This window comes from Rhizobium sp. 01T437, from assembly GCF_056398505.1.
In genome coordinates this window covers 247,437-262,533 of sequence record NZ_JBFTPM010000006.1, presented here as the reverse complement: position 1 = coordinate 262,533, position 15,097 = coordinate 247,437, and the positions used below count along the sequence as shown (strand labels likewise).

General features: G+C 60.7%; 14 protein-coding genes. 1 reads left to right on the top strand and 13 read right to left on the bottom strand.

Going from position 1 to position 15,097, the window contains the following annotated elements; translation table 11 throughout:
• Positions 1 to 2 precede the first annotated feature (2 nt).
• The 9 genes from miaB to AC1DM5_RS14270 form a co-directional block, all read right to left on the bottom strand.
• Positions 3 to 1,412, bottom strand: coding sequence for a tRNA (N6-isopentenyl adenosine(37)-C2)-methylthiotransferase MiaB (gene miaB / locus AC1DM5_RS14310; protein ID WP_477819099.1), 1,410 nt, complete (start codon positions 1,410 to 1,412; stop codon positions 3 to 5).
• 48 nt (positions 1,413 to 1,460) lie between these two features.
• Positions 1,461 to 2,258, bottom strand: a complete 798-nt coding sequence (gene olsA / locus AC1DM5_RS14305) for a lyso-ornithine lipid O-acyltransferase (protein ID WP_477975156.1) — start codon at positions 2,256 to 2,258, stop codon at positions 1,461 to 1,463.
• Between the two features lie 27 nt (positions 2,259 to 2,285).
• Positions 2,286 to 2,714, bottom strand: a complete 429-nt coding sequence (locus AC1DM5_RS14300; RefSeq protein ID WP_007814920.1) for a Fur family transcriptional regulator — start codon at positions 2,712 to 2,714, stop codon at positions 2,286 to 2,288.
• Between the two features lie 34 nt (positions 2,715 to 2,748).
• Positions 2,749 to 3,249, bottom strand: a complete 501-nt coding sequence (locus AC1DM5_RS14295) for a GNAT family N-acetyltransferase (RefSeq protein WP_477819098.1) — start codon at positions 3,247 to 3,249, stop codon at positions 2,749 to 2,751.
• Complete coding sequence (tsaB, locus tag AC1DM5_RS14290; protein WP_477819097.1) at positions 3,246 to 3,905, bottom strand: tRNA (adenosine(37)-N6)-threonylcarbamoyltransferase complex dimerization subunit type 1 TsaB; 660 nt, start codon at positions 3,903 to 3,905, stop codon at positions 3,246 to 3,248. Before tsaB ends, AC1DM5_RS14295 begins: the two co-directional genes overlap by 4 nt.
• 87 nt (positions 3,906 to 3,992) lie before the next feature.
• Positions 3,993 to 4,559 carry a NifU family protein gene (locus AC1DM5_RS14285; protein WP_007814928.1) on the bottom strand — a complete coding sequence of 189 codons (567 nt, stop codon included), beginning with the start codon at positions 4,557 to 4,559 and terminating at the stop codon, positions 3,993 to 3,995.
• 107 nt (positions 4,560 to 4,666) lie between these two features.
• Positions 4,667 to 5,158: a universal stress protein gene (locus tag AC1DM5_RS14280; protein ID WP_007814929.1), complete on the bottom strand. Its 492-nt coding sequence runs from the start codon at positions 5,156 to 5,158 to the stop codon at positions 4,667 to 4,669.
• Between the two features lie 75 nt (positions 5,159 to 5,233).
• Complete coding sequence (gene trpS / locus AC1DM5_RS14275; protein WP_477819096.1) at positions 5,234 to 6,298, bottom strand: tryptophan--tRNA ligase; 1,065 nt, start codon at positions 6,296 to 6,298, stop codon at positions 5,234 to 5,236.
• Positions 6,299 to 6,389: 91 nt separating this feature from the next.
• Positions 6,390 to 6,794, bottom strand: a complete 405-nt coding sequence (locus AC1DM5_RS14270; protein WP_477819095.1) for a VOC family protein — start codon at positions 6,792 to 6,794, stop codon at positions 6,390 to 6,392.
• Positions 6,795 to 6,980: 186 nt separating this feature from the next.
• Between AC1DM5_RS14270 and AC1DM5_RS14265 the strand changes: the two genes are divergently transcribed.
• A complete protein-coding gene (locus tag AC1DM5_RS14265; RefSeq protein ID WP_113182141.1) occupies positions 6,981 to 7,409 on the top strand; it encodes a YcbK family protein in 429 nt (142 codons plus the stop codon).
• 57 nt (positions 7,410 to 7,466) lie between these two features.
• Here the strand turns inward: AC1DM5_RS14265 and murJ are convergent, their stop codons facing one another.
• The 4 genes from murJ to mutS all read right to left on the bottom strand — a co-directional run bounded on the left by murJ (position 7,467) and on the right by mutS (position 15,062).
• Positions 7,467 to 9,047 carry a murein biosynthesis integral membrane protein MurJ gene (gene murJ / locus AC1DM5_RS14260; RefSeq protein ID WP_477819094.1) on the bottom strand — a complete coding sequence of 527 codons (1,581 nt, stop codon included), beginning with the start codon at positions 9,045 to 9,047 and terminating at the stop codon, positions 7,467 to 7,469.
• Entirely contained in the window at positions 9,044 to 11,935 is a 2,892-nt protein-coding gene (locus tag AC1DM5_RS14255; protein ID WP_477975154.1) for a [protein-PII] uridylyltransferase, read from the bottom strand. The genes murJ and AC1DM5_RS14255 overlap by 4 nt, the downstream gene beginning before the upstream one ends.
• Before the next feature lie 114 nt (positions 11,936 to 12,049).
• Positions 12,050 to 12,325, bottom strand: a complete 276-nt coding sequence (locus AC1DM5_RS14250; protein ID WP_477819092.1) for a hypothetical protein — start codon at positions 12,323 to 12,325, stop codon at positions 12,050 to 12,052.
• 10 nt (positions 12,326 to 12,335) lie between these two features.
• Complete coding sequence (gene mutS / locus AC1DM5_RS14245) at positions 12,336 to 15,062, bottom strand: DNA mismatch repair protein MutS (RefSeq protein ID WP_477819091.1); 2,727 nt, start codon at positions 15,060 to 15,062, stop codon at positions 12,336 to 12,338.
• Positions 15,063 to 15,097 lie beyond the last annotated feature (35 nt).

Genomic DNA, 15,097 nt, shown 5'->3' with positions numbered 1-15,097 from the left:
GGTTAGACCTCAGCCTCTGCGCGTTCGGCAAACAGGCTGTTGGTTCCGGTTCCTGTGATTCGCACTTTAATAATGTCACCGATTTGCGATGCTTTTGCATCAACATTCACGGACTGCAGCCACGGTGAGCGGCCAATAAGTTGGCCGGGCATACGGCCGGGCTTTTCCAGGAGAAGATCGATTTCCTTGCCGATGCAGGACTCGTTGAATTCCTGCGTCTGCTTGAGAAGCAGCGCCTGCAGGCGTTCCAGCCGTTCTGCCTTGATGTTTTCCGGCACTTGGTCCTTCAATTCCGCTCCGGGCGTACCTGGCCGCGTCGAATATTTGAACGAGAAAGCCTGTGCATAACGAACCTCCTCAACGAGTTTTAGTGTATCCTCAAATTCCCGGTCTGTCTCCCCCGGAAAGCCGGTAATGAAGTCGCCTGAGAGCGCGATATCGGGGCGGGCTTTGCGGATGCGCTCGATGAGGGAAAGATATTCGGCTGCCGTGTGGCGGCGGTTCATGGCCTTTAGAATGCGGTCCGAACCGGCCTGAACCGGAAGGTGCAGATAAGGCATTAGCGTGCGAAGGTCGCGATGGGCCTCGATCAGCCGGGTGTCCATGTCGCGCGGGTGGCTGGTCGTGTAGCGAAGCCGCGCAAGGCCGGGGATATCTGCAAGCCGGTAGAGCAGGTCGCCAAGGCTCCACTCTTCGCCCTTCGGGCCGACGCCATGCCAGGCATTGACGTTCTGCCCAAGCAGGGTGATTTCGCGCACGCCGCCATCAACGAGCTTCATCGCCTCCTCGACGATTTGTGCGACTGGCCGCGACACTTCGGAGCCGCGCGTATAGGGCACGACGCAGAAGGTGCAGAACTTGTCGCAGCCTTCCTGAACCGTCAGGAAGGCGGTCACGCCACGGGCACGGATCTTCGGTGCCTCGGCGATCGGCAGGTGCTCGAACTTGTCCTCGATTGCATATTCCGTATCGATGACGCGGTGGCCTTCCTTGGCGCGACGCAGCGCTTCCGGCAGGCGGTGATAGGTCTGTGGGCCGATGACCACATCGACAGCCGGCGCACGGCGCAGGATTTCCTCGCCTTCCGCCTGCGCTACGCAACCGGCAACACCGATCATCATCTCGCGGCCGTCGGCCGCCTTGCGCTTCTTCATCTCGCGCAGGCGCCCAAGCGCGGAATAGACCTTCTCGGCGGCCTTCTCGCGGATATGGCAGGTGTTGAGCAGGACGAGGTCGGCCTCTTCCATGTCCTCGGTCGTCTCATAGCCGTCGCGGGCAAGAGCATCGCTCATGCGCGTCGAGTCGTAGACGTTCATCTGGCAGCCATAGGTCTTGATGAAAACCTTTCGGCTGTTGGAGCCATCGCGGAGAGAAGCCTCCGGGGCCTGAAGAAGGGCGCTGTCCTGGGTCATGGCCCGTTATCTAGTGGTTTTTGACGCGCGAGAAAAGGGTATCTCGGATCAGTCGATCGCGCGGCCGCGCAGGCTGCGGTTCAACAGGTTGCGGATGCGAGCAGCGATCGTCGCGCTGACGTCCTTGCGATTGGTCTTTTCGCCATATTCGATCGCCTCGCCGAAGGAGACTTCGGCATCGATCGCGCCGCATTTCATGATGTCGGTCAGATGCGGTAGAAGCTCGATATCGCCGGGCCATGCCGCAAGCGGGCGGTGATAGCGGCCCATGGCGATACCATGCACCTGCGTATAGGCGATGGAAACCGGCTGGACCATGACGCCGCCGGTCGGGGAATGGGGCACGGCCATTGCGGCAGCGCCGAAGAGCGACGATTTGACCTCCAGCAGTCGATTGCCATCAGAGGTCGTTCCCTCGGGAAAAAGAACGACGATTTCGCCGTCTGCCATGCGGCCGGCGATCTCGCTCGCCTGATGGCCGGTGCGGCGCTTTTCCTCCCGCACCACGAAGACGCTTTTCTGCAGCTTGGCGAGCGTGCCGAAAATCGGCCAGTCGCGCACCTCGATCTTGGCGATGAAGGCGACGTCGGCCACGGCCGACATGACCATGATGTCCATCCACGAAGAATGGTTGGAACAGAGCATCAGCGGCCGGCGGCTCTCAAGCGTGCCGCGCACCTGAATGCGGATGCCGAGACAATAGCAGACGATACGATGCCAGCGCCGGGGCAGGGTACGCCTGAGTTTCCAGTCGAAACGCAGCGCCAGCACCTGTAGCGGCATGAGCAGGATGCTGACGACAATGATGCCGGTAATGGCGAAGGCGATGCGCAGCCAGACGATCAAATGCGGCGCTCCCGGACTGCCATGATATCAGATTTCGTCTTTCTTCAGCGGGATGCCATAGAGTTCCAGGCGGTGATCCACCAGCTTGAAGCCGTGCTCGCGAGCGATCCGCTCCTGCAGCGCCTCGATCTCCGGCGAACGGAATTCGATGACGACACCAGTCTTCAGATCGATCAGATGGTCGTGATGCTCTTCAGGCACTGTCTCGTAGCGGGAGCGGCCGTCACGGAAATCGTGGCGGGCGATGATACCGGCATCCTCGAACAGCTTCACCGTGCGATAAACCGTCGAAATCGAAATCTTGGCGTCGACCTTGACGGAGCGGCGATAGAGTTCCTCGACATCGGGGTGATCTTCGGAGTCCTCAAGAATGCGCGCGATCACCCGGCGCTGCTCGGTCATGCGCATGCCGCGTTCAGCGCAAAGCTCCTCAAGGGTTTTGGCTACCTCAGTCATGGCTGCCTTCTCGCTATTCCTGCCGAGAAGGGAACTACCGAAGAACGCGCTTCATGACAAGCGCCGTGGAGGTAGCCCCATTGGCATCCTTATAATAGCCTTTGCGCTCGCCAGCCACCTCGAAGCCAAGCTTGCGGTAAAGGCCGAGGGCGGCGGTATTGCCGTTATCGACTTCCAGGAACATGTTCTCGCCGCCACGAAGGCGTGCTTCGCGCATGGCGGCCTGCATCAGCCGCCAGCCGAGGCCTGAACGCGCGACCTTCGCCTGCACGGCGACCGTCAGGATTTCCGCCTCGCCCGCCACCTGGCGCGCCAGGATGAAGCCCGGCAGCGTCTTTTTCAGGATGGCATTGGTCTGGCGAGCGACAAAGCCGAAGACGGTGTTCTGCGAAAGCAGGCTGTGGAATTCGCCGTCACCCCAAGGGCGGGCAAAGCGCTCGCCATGCAGGACGGAAACGTCGAGGCAATCCTCCGGCTCCATGACGACGATTTCGAATTCCGGTTTCAGCGTCAGATAGGCTTCCAGCATCGTCATACTCTTGCAATCGCATACCCGGCCTGCGGTTTGGCATCGGGTCCGCGCAGATAAAGGGGCTTCGGCTTTCCGGTATTCGGGTTCGCGGCAGCACCAAGACGCGCCACGAGGGAGATCGGGAAGGAGTTGGCGTATTCGCCCGTTGCATCCGGCTTCAGGATCGGGATTGCCGAACCGGTGATCTCGCCGTCGAAACCGGCAGCGAAAGCCTGCGCTTCGGCAATGCTGACCGCCCGGGGCTCATCGAGCGCTGAGCCGTCGGCTGCAAAAGACTGGAGGTAGATTTCGTCCCGCTTGGCATCCATCGCCGCGAGCACTGCGCGGCCAGGCGTCTTTTCGCGCTGGGCGGCGGCCATCACTTCCAGCGTGGTTATGCCGACAGCGGGAATATTGAGGGAAAGCGCAAAGCCGCGGGCTGCGGCAACGCCAACGCGGATACCGGTAAAGGAGCCGGGGCCGATGGTGACGGCAAGGCGGTCGACATCCGAAAGTGCGACGCCCGCCTGATCCAGCGCGCGGTCGACGATACCCATCAGATGTTCAGCATGCCCCTTGCCGATCATGTCCGATGCCTCCCCCAGCATCGTATCCCTGCCGCTGTCATAAATAGCGGCAGCGCAATCCACACCTGCCGTGTCGAGCGCCAGAACGATCATGCTATCAATTTCCGAATAAACTATTGTCGCCTATCCATAAATCCGTCTGGCCGAACCCTAGATGAACGGCCGGACGAATCTTACATTTTAAGCGGCAATCACTTCCTGCACTTCCGGAACAAAATGGCGCAGCAGGTTCTGGACGCCGTGCTTCAGCGTTGCCGTCGAAGACGGGCAGCCGGAGCAGGAACCCTTCATATTGAGGTAAACCTTACCGTCCTTGAAGCCGCGGAAGGTGATGTCGCCGCCATCCTGGGCAACAGCCGGACGCACACGCGTCTCCAGCAGTTCCTTGATGGTGAGCACGATCGATTCGTCACCTTCATCGAAGAACTCATCGCCGGCATCGATGTCTTCCGAGAGGATGGAGGCATCGCCCATGACCGGCTTGCCGGACATGAAATGCTCCATGATCGAGCCGAGAATAGCCGGCTTCAGATGCTGCCACTCGGCATCGTCCTTGGAGACGGAGATGAAATCGTAGCCGAAATAGACGCCGGTCACGCCCGGAATCTCGAAAAGACGGGCAGCGAGCGGCGAAGCCTGGGCTTCATCGGCATTGCGGAATTCGGCCGTGCCGTTTTCCATTACGACCTTGCCAGGAAGGAACTTCTGCGTTGCTGGGTTCGGCGTGGCTTCGGTCTGAATGAACATCTCGCTCTCCATGCGGCGGGCCGTGGCCTCTGCCGTCTTTAGAATTCTTCAAAAGAAAATAAGCCTATTGTCCGGCCGATTCAAGAGACTGATACTCAAGAAATGGCTTAACAGAGGGCGTCGATTTCTTCATTCGTCAGCGTGTCGGGAAGCACGGTGACGGGAATGGGAAAGGCAGCTCCACGTCCTGCGACGGACGAAACCAGCGGTCCCGGTCCCTCCTTGGCGGAGCCTGCGGCAAGCACGAGGATGGCGACGTCCCTGTCTTCCTCGATCACCGCATTGATCTGCTCAGCCGAATTGCCCTCGCGGATGACGATCTCCGGTTCGATGCCGATCGTCTCGCGCACGATTTGTGCGATCTTGGCGACAGTGGCTTCCGCCTCCTCGCGGGCTTCCGCCCGCATGATCTCCTCGACGCCAAGCCATTGCTGAAAATCGCCTTCCGGGATCACATAGAGAAGAACGAGGCCGCCATTGGAATTCTTGGCGCGCCGTCCGGCATAATGGACGGCGCGTTGGCATTCGGGTGTCCCGTCTATCACCGCCATGAATTTGCGGCGATGACCTTCGAGCCGTGAGAGTCGCTTTGATACCATGATGCAAACTCTGACACCTGAGACCAAAAATTTGCAAGCCCCCGTTTTGCACGGGAGCTCTGCATGTCGATCGGACTAGTAGAGGAAGCCGATGATCTCGCGAAGTTCGCGCATCGTCACGTCGGCGCGTGCCCTTGCGCGCTCGTTGCCGTTGCGCAGAATCGCATCGATATGGCTCGTATCGTTCATCAGACGGCGCATTTCGCCTGTTATCGGCGACAGCACCTGGACAGCGAGATCGATCAGCGCCGGCTTGAAGACGGAGAACTGCTGGCCGCCAAATTCGGCGAGCACCTGTTCCCTCGTTTTGTCGGCGAGTGCGGCATAGATCGAGACGAGGTTTTCAGCCTCCGGCCGGTTTTCGAGACCGGCGATTTCGCTCGGCAAGCCATCCGGGTCGGTCTTGGCCTTGCGGATCTTTTTGGAGATCGCATCCTCGTCGTCCATCAGGTTGATGCGCGAAAGATCCGACGGATCGGACTTCGACATCTTCTTCGTGCCGTCGCGCAGCGACATGACGCGCGGCGCCGGCCCGCCGATCAGCGGTTCGACCATCGGGAAATAGGCATGCACAGGCTCGTCGCCGACGGTGATGTCGATCCCGTAATTCGTCTTGCGGATATGCGAGGCGTAATCGAGATTGAACTTCATCGCGATGTCACGCGTCAGCTCGAGGTGCTGCTTCTGATCCTCGCCGACGGGCACATGCGTGGCGCGGTAGACGAGAATGTCGGCAGCCATCAGGCTCGGATAGGCGTAAAGACCCAGCGAGGCCTGCTCGCGGTCCTTGCCGGCCTTGTCCTTGAACTGCGTCATGCGGTTCATCCAGCCGAGGCGGGCGACACAATTGAAGATCCAGGCGAGTTCGGCGTGCTGTGGCACGGCGGACTGGTTGAAGACGATATGCTTTTCAGCGTCGATGCCGGAAGCGATGAAGGCGGCTGCGATCGAGCGCGTCTGCGACAGCATGTCCTCATGGACTAGCTGCGCGGTCAGCGCATGCAGGTCGACGACGCAATAGATGCAGTCGTTGCCGTCCTGGAGCTGCACGAAGCGGCGGATCGCGCCGAGATAATTGCCGAGATGCAGATTGCCCGTCGGCTGAACGCCGGAGAATACGAGCTTCTTGAATTCGCCCATGATGTTGTCCTCGATTAGGCTGGTGGAGGGCCCCAGGGCCAAAGGCCCATGTTGCTAACGCGGGCGCTTATGCACGCGCTCCCGGTCGCAATCAAGAGGCGGTGGGTGCAGCGTGTTGAATGAGGTCGAAGGTGTTGCCGTAAGGATCCGAAAAGACCGCAACGGTGCCATAAACCTCATGTCGCGGCTTCTCCAGAAAGTGAACGCCGGCATCAAGCATCGCTGCGTGATCGCGCGCAAAATCGTCGGTCTTGAGGAAGAAGCCGACACGCCCGCCGGTCTGATTTCCGACAGCAGCTCGCTGCGCTTCATTTGCCGCCTGCGCCAGTAGAAAGGCCGCGCCATCCCCGCTCTTCGGCTTGACGACGACCCAGCGCTTGCCTTCCGGCTGTACTTCGTCCTGAAGGCATTCGAAGCCGAGGGCCTCACAATAGAAGGCTTTGGCACGGTCATAATCGTCGACGACGAGGGTGACGAGAAACAGAGATTGGATCATGAGATCTCCAGATTCGGACGTTTATTCCATTTATATGCAGAAAAGTGCCCGGTTTTACGCCAAATTGATCAGTGTGTTTAGCTAAAACTGAGTATAAAATTTCACAGAAAAGCTTTCTTTGAACTGAAAATCCTCTCGCCGGGCTGGCGGCCCAAGGGGCCGTCGGGATAACCGATCGGAGGGACCATGCAGAACGCTAGTTTGCTCGCCATGGCAGGCCTTTTCGCCCTACAATCAGCAACGACGGCCGTCGGTCAAGATAATCGACGGCAGACCAGTCAACTTCCCAAATACGAGACGCGTATTGCTTACACGATGCAGACCGTCAGCGTTCGCGCCGGCTGCTTCCCGGAGCGATTGCGGGCGGTCCTGTCGCATATCGCGGCAAAGACCGGACGACGGCCGATGATAACTTCGGGCTTCCGGCCACATCCCCGCCGCCACGGTTCCATGCACGGGAAATGCCTTGCGGCTGATATCCGGATTCCCGGCGTGTCAGAGCGCACGATCGTCGCCGCTGCGAAAACCGCACCCGGCATCGGAGGGATCGGCACCTATTGCAATGGCATCGTCCACGTCGATGTCGGGCCGCAGCGACGATGGGTGGATTGCTAAAGCAATTCCAGCAAAAGTGTGCAGCGGTTTTGCGTCCGGAATTGCGAARAAAGGGCGTTAGGCATCTTTCACCGGCGCCGGCTTGCGGTTGAGGTTGCGGCGGATCATGCCGAGGTCCGCCCCGCCGATCAGGAAGGCTGTCGCGAAATAGACGACCATCGAAATCGTAATCAGCAGACCAAGCGTGCCGACCTTGGTCAGAAGCGGTGCGCCCGAGGCAAGCCAGGGCGCCCAGTGCTGCTTGAGGTAGAAGATGACGGCGCCCATGACGGCAGAGGCGACGATCAGCAGGACGGCGCGTTTGGCAAGCGCCCATTCCCATGTCAGATGGCCGCGGCGCAGAAGTGTCGTGAAAAGCAGCACGGTGCTGATCCAGCCGGCCGTGGCTTCGGCTACCGCGATGCCGGGCGCGCCCATATAGGGAAAGAGCGTCAGCGCCGTAGCACAGTTGACCGCGACGGCAACAGCCGAGAAACGCATCGGCGTCTTGGTGTCCTCGCGGGCATAAAAGCCCGGCTGCAGCGCCTTGATCAGCACGAAAGCCGGCAGGCCGATGCCGTAGATGGCCAGTATCGAGCCGACGATGAACGTGTTTTCCTGGTGGAAGGCGCCACGCTCATAGAGCACGCGGATGATCTCGTCGGAGAGGATCCAGAGCGCGAAGGCGGCAGGAATCGTCATGAACAGCACGAATTCGATCGAGCGGTTCTGCAGATAGCCCGCTTCGCGCAATGCCCCACTCTTCAGTGCGCGGGCGAGTTCGGGCAGCAGGACCACACCGACGGCGACGCCGACGACGCCGAGGGGAAGCTGGTAGATGCGGTCGGCATATTGCAGGGCGGCGATAGCGCCTTCGCGCGAAGAGGCGATTGCCTGGCCGATGAGCTGGTTGATCTGCGTAATACCGCCCGTGACGGCCGCTGGAACGGCAAGGATCAGCAGCCGCTTGACGTTCGGTGTCATCTTCGGGAAGCGGAAGCCGATGCTCATGCCGGCATGCAGGACACCGAGATAGACGACGGCGAGCTGCAGGACGCCGGCTGCCAGCACACCCCAGGAAAGATACCACGCCGTCGCCAACGGTTCGGCGCCGGTATAGAGCGCGTAGAACAGCGCGCCGATCATCACCACATTGAGGAAGATAGGCGCGACGGCCGCGGCGAAGAAGTGATGCAGCGAATTCAGCATGCCGCTCATCATCGCCGTCAGCGACATGCACATGAGATAAGGGAACATGACTGCCGCCAGGCGGATGGTGATGCCGAATTTCTCGGGATCATCAGCAAAGCCCGGCGCGATGACGAAGCGCACCAGCAGCGGCATGGAAAGCTCCATCACGATGGTGATGAGCAGCAGGACGGAGAACAGAACACCGAAGACTTCTTCCGAAAAGCGCTTGGCACCATCAGTGCCGTTCGCCTCGATCTCCTTGGCGAAAAGCGGCACGAAGGCGGCGTTGAATGCGCCTTCGGCAAAGAGCCGGCGGAAGAGGTTCGGGAAACGGAAGGCGGCATAGAAAACGTCGGCCATCGGCCCGGTGCCGAGAGCGGCTGCCATCAGCGTTTCGCGGGCAAAACCAAAGATACGGCTTCCGAGCGTGGCGCCGCCGACCGTGGCGAATTTCTTGACGAGGCTCATGCGGGGGAATCGGCTTTCTTTTCGGCGGCGGTAGCGGCAGGGGCGATGATCCCTGATGGCATGCGTTCGCGCAGTTCGTCCTGCTCCTCGGCCATGACCGCTTTCATACGGGCGGTGATATTGGCGCGCTTGCTGTCACCGGAGATCTTCTGGCCGACAAGATCGGTGACGTAGAAAGTATCGATGACTTTTTCACCGAAGGTGGTGATGCGGGCCGACTGGATGTCGAGCGACAGATCGGACAGGACAGCAGTCATTTCCGATAGCAGGCCGGGCCGGTCGAGGCATTCCACCTCGATGACCGTGAACTTGTTCGACAGGCTATTCGTGATCGCCACCGACGGCGGAATGATGAAGGCCTTGCTCTTCTTACGGTTCTTCGCGCGGGTGGCGATCACATCGGGCAGGCGCTTGCGGCCTGACAGCACGTCTTCGATCATCCGGCCGATCGTGCCGGCGCGGCGAAGTTCGTCCTCGTCGTTCGGAAACTCGCGACTGACATGGATCGTATCGAGCGCCCGGCCATCCGAGGTCGTGAAGATCTGCGCATCGACGATGTTGGCGCCGGCTGCCGCACAGGCTCCAGCAATGACGGCGAGCAGGCGCGGATGGTCGGGCGAGAGAACGGTGATTTCGGTGATCGCGTGGAAGCTGTCCGTGCGCACTGTGGTTGCCAGCGCCTGGCCGGCCTTATCCGCCTGGCGGATGAAATGCGCATGGCGGATCTGGTCTTCCAGCGGCACGGAGAGCAGATAGGGCTGGTAATGCAGCTTGGCGTAGGTGCGGCGATCCTTCTGTGGCCAGTCGGAAAGCGCTGCATAAAGCGCTTCGGCGGCAGCCTGCGCGCGTTCCTTGCGCGACACTTCCGAGAAACCGCCGGCGAGCAGCAGTTCCGTTTCATAGTAGAGCGTGCGCAGCAACTGGCCCTTCCAGCCGTTCCACACACCCGGTCCAACGGCGCGGATGTCGCAAATCGTCAGGATCATCAGCATCTTCAGGCGGTCGAGAGACTGAACACGGTCGGCAAAATCGGTGATCGTCTTGCGGTCCGTCAGGTCGCGCGTCTGGGCGACCATCGACATGGTCAGGTGTTCCTCGATCAGCCAGACGACAATCTCGGCCTGCTTCTGCGACAGGCCRAAGCGSGCRCWGAGYTTGCGGGCRACRCGSGCGCCGGCRATCGAATGRTCTTCCTGSCGGCCCTTGGCAATATCGTGCAGCAGCACGGCGACATAAAGCGCCTCGCGGTCCTCGATATGCGGCATCAGCTTGTTGGCGAGCGGATGCAGCTCCTCCGCCTTGCCCTTGTCGATCTCTGACAGCACGTCGATGGCGCGGATCAGATGCTCGTCGACCGTATAGTGATGATACATGTTGAACTGCATCATCGCGACGATCTTGCCGAATTCGGGAATGAAGCGGCCAAGCACGCCGGCCTCGTTCATGCGCCGCAGGATGAGGGCGGGGTCGCGCTTGGAGGTGAGGATCGACAGGAAAAGCCGGTTGGCCTCGTCATTCTCGCGCAGATCGTTGTTGATGAGGCCGAGCGAACGCGTGACGCGCTTCAGCGCATCGGGATGGAATTCCAGCCCATTGATATCGGCCACATGGAACAGGCGGATGATGCTGACCGGATCACGCTTGAAGACATCGGGATTGGCAAGCGCAATGCGGCCGCGATCTTCGACGAACTCGACGCTGCCGGGGATCTTGCGATTGCGGTGGGTAAAGCGGTTGATGACGCCCGTCAGACCGGGGATCGACTTCGCCTGCTGGTCTTCGAGCGCGGCGCAGAGGATGCGCGTCAGGTCGCCGACATCTTTAGCCACCAGGAAATAGTGCTTCATGAAACGCTCGACGGCCGAAAGGCCGGGGCGGGAATGATAGCCGAGCGCCTCGGCGATCTCGCGCTGGATATCGAAGGAAAGACGTTCCTCCGCTTTCCCGGTCAGGAAATGCATGTGGCAGCGCACGGCCCAGAGAAAGTCGTCGGCCTTCTCCAGAAGCCGGTATTCCTGCTTCGACAGCACGCCGAGCGGCACCAGATCGGCCGGGTCGCGGACATGATAATAATATTTCGAAATCCAGAAGAGCGTATGCAGGTCACGAAGGCCACCCTTGCCCTCCTTGACGTTCGGCTCGACGAGATAGCGCGTGTCGCCGGCCTTACGGTGGCGTTCGTCGCGTTCGGCAAGCTTGGCGGCAATGAATTCCGGCCCCGTGCCGGTGACGATTTCCTTGTCGAAGCGGGCTTCCAGCTCCGTCTCCAGCGACTTCAGGCCGCAGATGTAGCGCATCTCCAGGATGGCGGTGCGGATCGTCATGTCGGATTTGGAAAGCGCGATGCATTCCTCGATGGTGCGGGTCGCGTGGCCGACCTTGAAGCCCATGTCCCATAGCATGTAGAGCATGAACTCGACGGCTTTATGCGTCTCTTCCGCTGGCTTCGGCAGGAAGAGAAAGAGCAAGTCGATATCGGAGCCCGGCGCCAGTGTGTCGCGCCCGTAGCCGCCGACCGCCGTGACTGCGAATTTGTCCTTCTGCTTCGGGAAGACATGCGCGGTGGCGAAATTATAGAGAACGGTTATGATCTGGTCCTGCAGCCAGGAAATGCGGTGGGCGCAATCAAGCCCGCCGCCCTGGGCGTTGAGCAGTTCGCGCGCCTTGTTGCGTCCTTCGACGCTGGCTTTCTTCAAAACGGCAAGAAGATCGCTCCGCAGCACGTCGGGACGGTTGCGGTTGGCTTCGGCAATGGCGTCGCATTGTCCCTGCAGCAATTCCACATCGAGGATGTCGGAAAAATCGATGTCCTGCGTCGCCATCGGCCGGGCGGTTACCTCTTCGGTCCGGGCCGCTTGCTCATGGCGCGCCTCTGATTTGATCTGCATGCGCTATAGCCTCTTTGCCCGCGGATTGACACAGGCCTCCATATTCCATGAACCTTTAAATTTGGCGAAATGGTGTTGGCAAGCCGTCGGCCGCGGACGCTTTGCCGCAAGTCCTTAGGCTGAAGCCTGCGTCAGCAGCGTATCGAGAACCTGCCGCGTTTCACTCATGATGCCATTGAGCGTCGCCTTGTCGCATTCGCGGTATCCAGCGTCAATGATTGCACCGCTGAGCTCGCCGATCTTCAAGCAGGAGCCGGTAATCTTCGCCATGCCGATCGGCGTATTCCAGCCGCGCGCCTCCAGATTAGCATCAGATTGTTTCATAATCTCCAGCATCGATACGATGACGGAGAGGCGCTGGGTTTCCTGAAGCAGTTTTTCCATGAACATCGGGGAATTCCTACTTCATCTTTTTCTTGAGATCGTAGAGCGCATCGAGCGCCTCGCGCGGTGTCATATCGTCGAGGCTCATCGCCTTCAGGGCTTCCTCGACCTTGGACGGCCCGCGGGTCGCCTCCTCGCGGCGCACAGCGACCTGGAAGAGCGGCAAATCGTCGATCAGTTGGCTTGCCGGGTTCTTGCGGTCGGCATCCTCAAGACGGGTCAGCACGTCGCGCGCCCGCGCCACGACCGAAGCCGGCAGGCCGGCGAGCCGCGCGACCTGAATGCCGTAGGACCGGTCGGCTGCACCTGGACCGACCTCATGCAGGAAGATGACGTCGCCGTCCCATTCCTTCACGCGCATCGTTGCGTTCGATAGCCGGGCAAGCTTTTCGGAAAGCACGGTCAGCTCATGGAAATGCGTCGCGAAAAGCCCGCGGCAGCGGTTGGCTTCGTGCAGATGCTCGACAGCCGCCCAGGCGATGGAAAGACCGTCGAAGGTCGCAGTACCCCGGCCGATCTCGTCGAGAATGACCAGCGAGTGCTCGCTCGCCTGATTGAGGATCGCCGCAGTCTCGACCATCTCCACCATGAAGGTGGAACGCCCGCGCGCCAGATCGTCGGATGCGCCGACGCGCGAGAACAGCCGGTCGACGATGCCGATATGCGCTGACGTCGCCGGCACGAAGGAACCCATCTGCGCAAGAATGGCGATCAGCGCATTCTGACGCAGGAACGTCGATTTACCGCCCATGTTCGGGCCGGTCAGAAGCCAGATCGCCCCATCCTTGCCATCGGAGACGGGCGACAGATCGCAATTATTGGCGACGAAAGGACCGATGGACTGGCGTCGCAGTGCCTGTTCGACGACGGGATGGCGCCCACCCTCGATCGCAAACATCTTCGAGCCATCGACCAGCGGCCGGCAATAGGCCTGCTCTTCGGCAAGCAGTGCCAGACCTGCAGCGACATCGATGACGGCAAGCGCCCGCGCGCCGGCCTTGATCGCTTCGGCCTCGGCAACAGTCGCCTCCCTCATCCGGTCGAAGGCTTCGAGCTCGATCTGCAGCGCGCGGTCGGCGGCGTTGGCGATGCGGCTTTCGAGATCGGCAAGCTCGGTCGTGGTGAACCGCATGGCATTTGCCATCGTCTGCCGATGGATGAAGCGAGCCTTCGCCTCGGCCGTATCGGTCATTGGTCCGGCATTGCCGGCGGTGACCTCTATGAAGTAACCGAGGATATTGTTGTGTTTGATCTTCAGCGATTTGATGCCGGTCTCTTCGGCATATTGCAGCTGCAGGCCTGCAATGACCCGGCGCGACTGGTCGCGCAGCGCCCGAACCTCGTCGAGATCGGCATTGGCACCGTCGCGCAGGAAGCCACCATCGCGTTTTAAGAGCGGCAGCTCTTCGGCGAGGTTATCCGCAAGCAAGGTTTCGAGCTCGGACGGCAGAGCCTGCAGCCCCATACGCGCCTGTTCCAGCTCCTCCGGCAGCATCGCGCTTCCCAGCAGATCGGCGATATGCGCGGCTGCGCCAAGCCCTTGGCGGATCGCCCAGAGATCACGCGGACCGCCGCGGTCGAGCGCCAGGCGGGAGAGCGCCCGCGGCATGTCGGGTACGTGTTTCAGTGCGTCGCGCAGATCGCCGCAGAGCGACGGTTCCTGCATCAGGAAGCCGATCGAATCCAGGCGCTCGTTGACGCGGGCGGGATCGGTGAGCGGCGACATCAGCCGTTCGGCAAGCAGTCGTGCCCCACCGCCGGTGGTCGTGCGGTCGATCGCCTTCAGCAGCGCACCGTTGCGATCACCGGAGAGTGTGCGTACAAGTTCCAGATTGGCGCGTGTGGCCGGATCGATGAACAGCGTCGAGGCGCCGCTCTCCCGTTCCGGTCTGCCGAGCGGCGGCCGTTCGGCAATCTGCGTCTTCTCCACATAGGCGATGGCGGCTGCCGCGGCTGCAAGCTCGGCGCGTGAGAAACTTCCAAAACCGTCGAGCGTCGAAACGTCGAAGTAGCGCGCTATACGGGTTTCTGCCATCGCACTGTCGAAAAGCACAGCCGGCTGTGGAACGGCGGTGCGGCCGAGTACATCGAAGACAGACTTCAGTTCGCCGTCATAAAACATCGTATCCGGTACGATGAGTTCGCGCGGATCGATGCGCAGGATGTCGGCGAGCAGTCGCGATGCATCGGTTTCCGCCAACCGGAAGACGCCGGTGGAAATATCGATCCAGGCAAGCGCCAGAACCGGCTCGGAAGAGCCTCGGATACGCGACAGCGTCATAAGATAGTTCGATTCCGAGGGCGAAAGCAGCCTCTCCTCGGTAATGGTGCCCGGCGTGACGAGGCGGACGACATCGCGCTTGACGACCGATTTCGCCCCGCGCTTCTTGGCTTCCGCCGGGTCTTCCACCTGCTCGCAGACGGCGACGCGATAGCCGAGCGCAATCAGCTTCTGCAGATAATCGTCGGCCGCATGCACAGGCACGCCGCACATCGCAATATCCTGCCCCATATGCTGGCCGCGCTTGGTGAGCGTGATGCCGAGCGCGCGCGAAGCCTCGAGCGCATCCTCGAAGAACAGCTCGTAAAAATCGCCCATGCGATAGAAGAGCAGCGAATCCGGATTGTTCGCCTTGATCTCGATAAACTGTTCCATCATCGGCGTCGCCGAGGCGCGGCTTTCTTCAGTCGCGAGCTCGGCTGCCGAGAAGGCTTCGTTTCTGATGTCTATTCGTGCGTTCACGGAGGTGCAGTTTTTCCCAAAAAAACAGGTGCCAA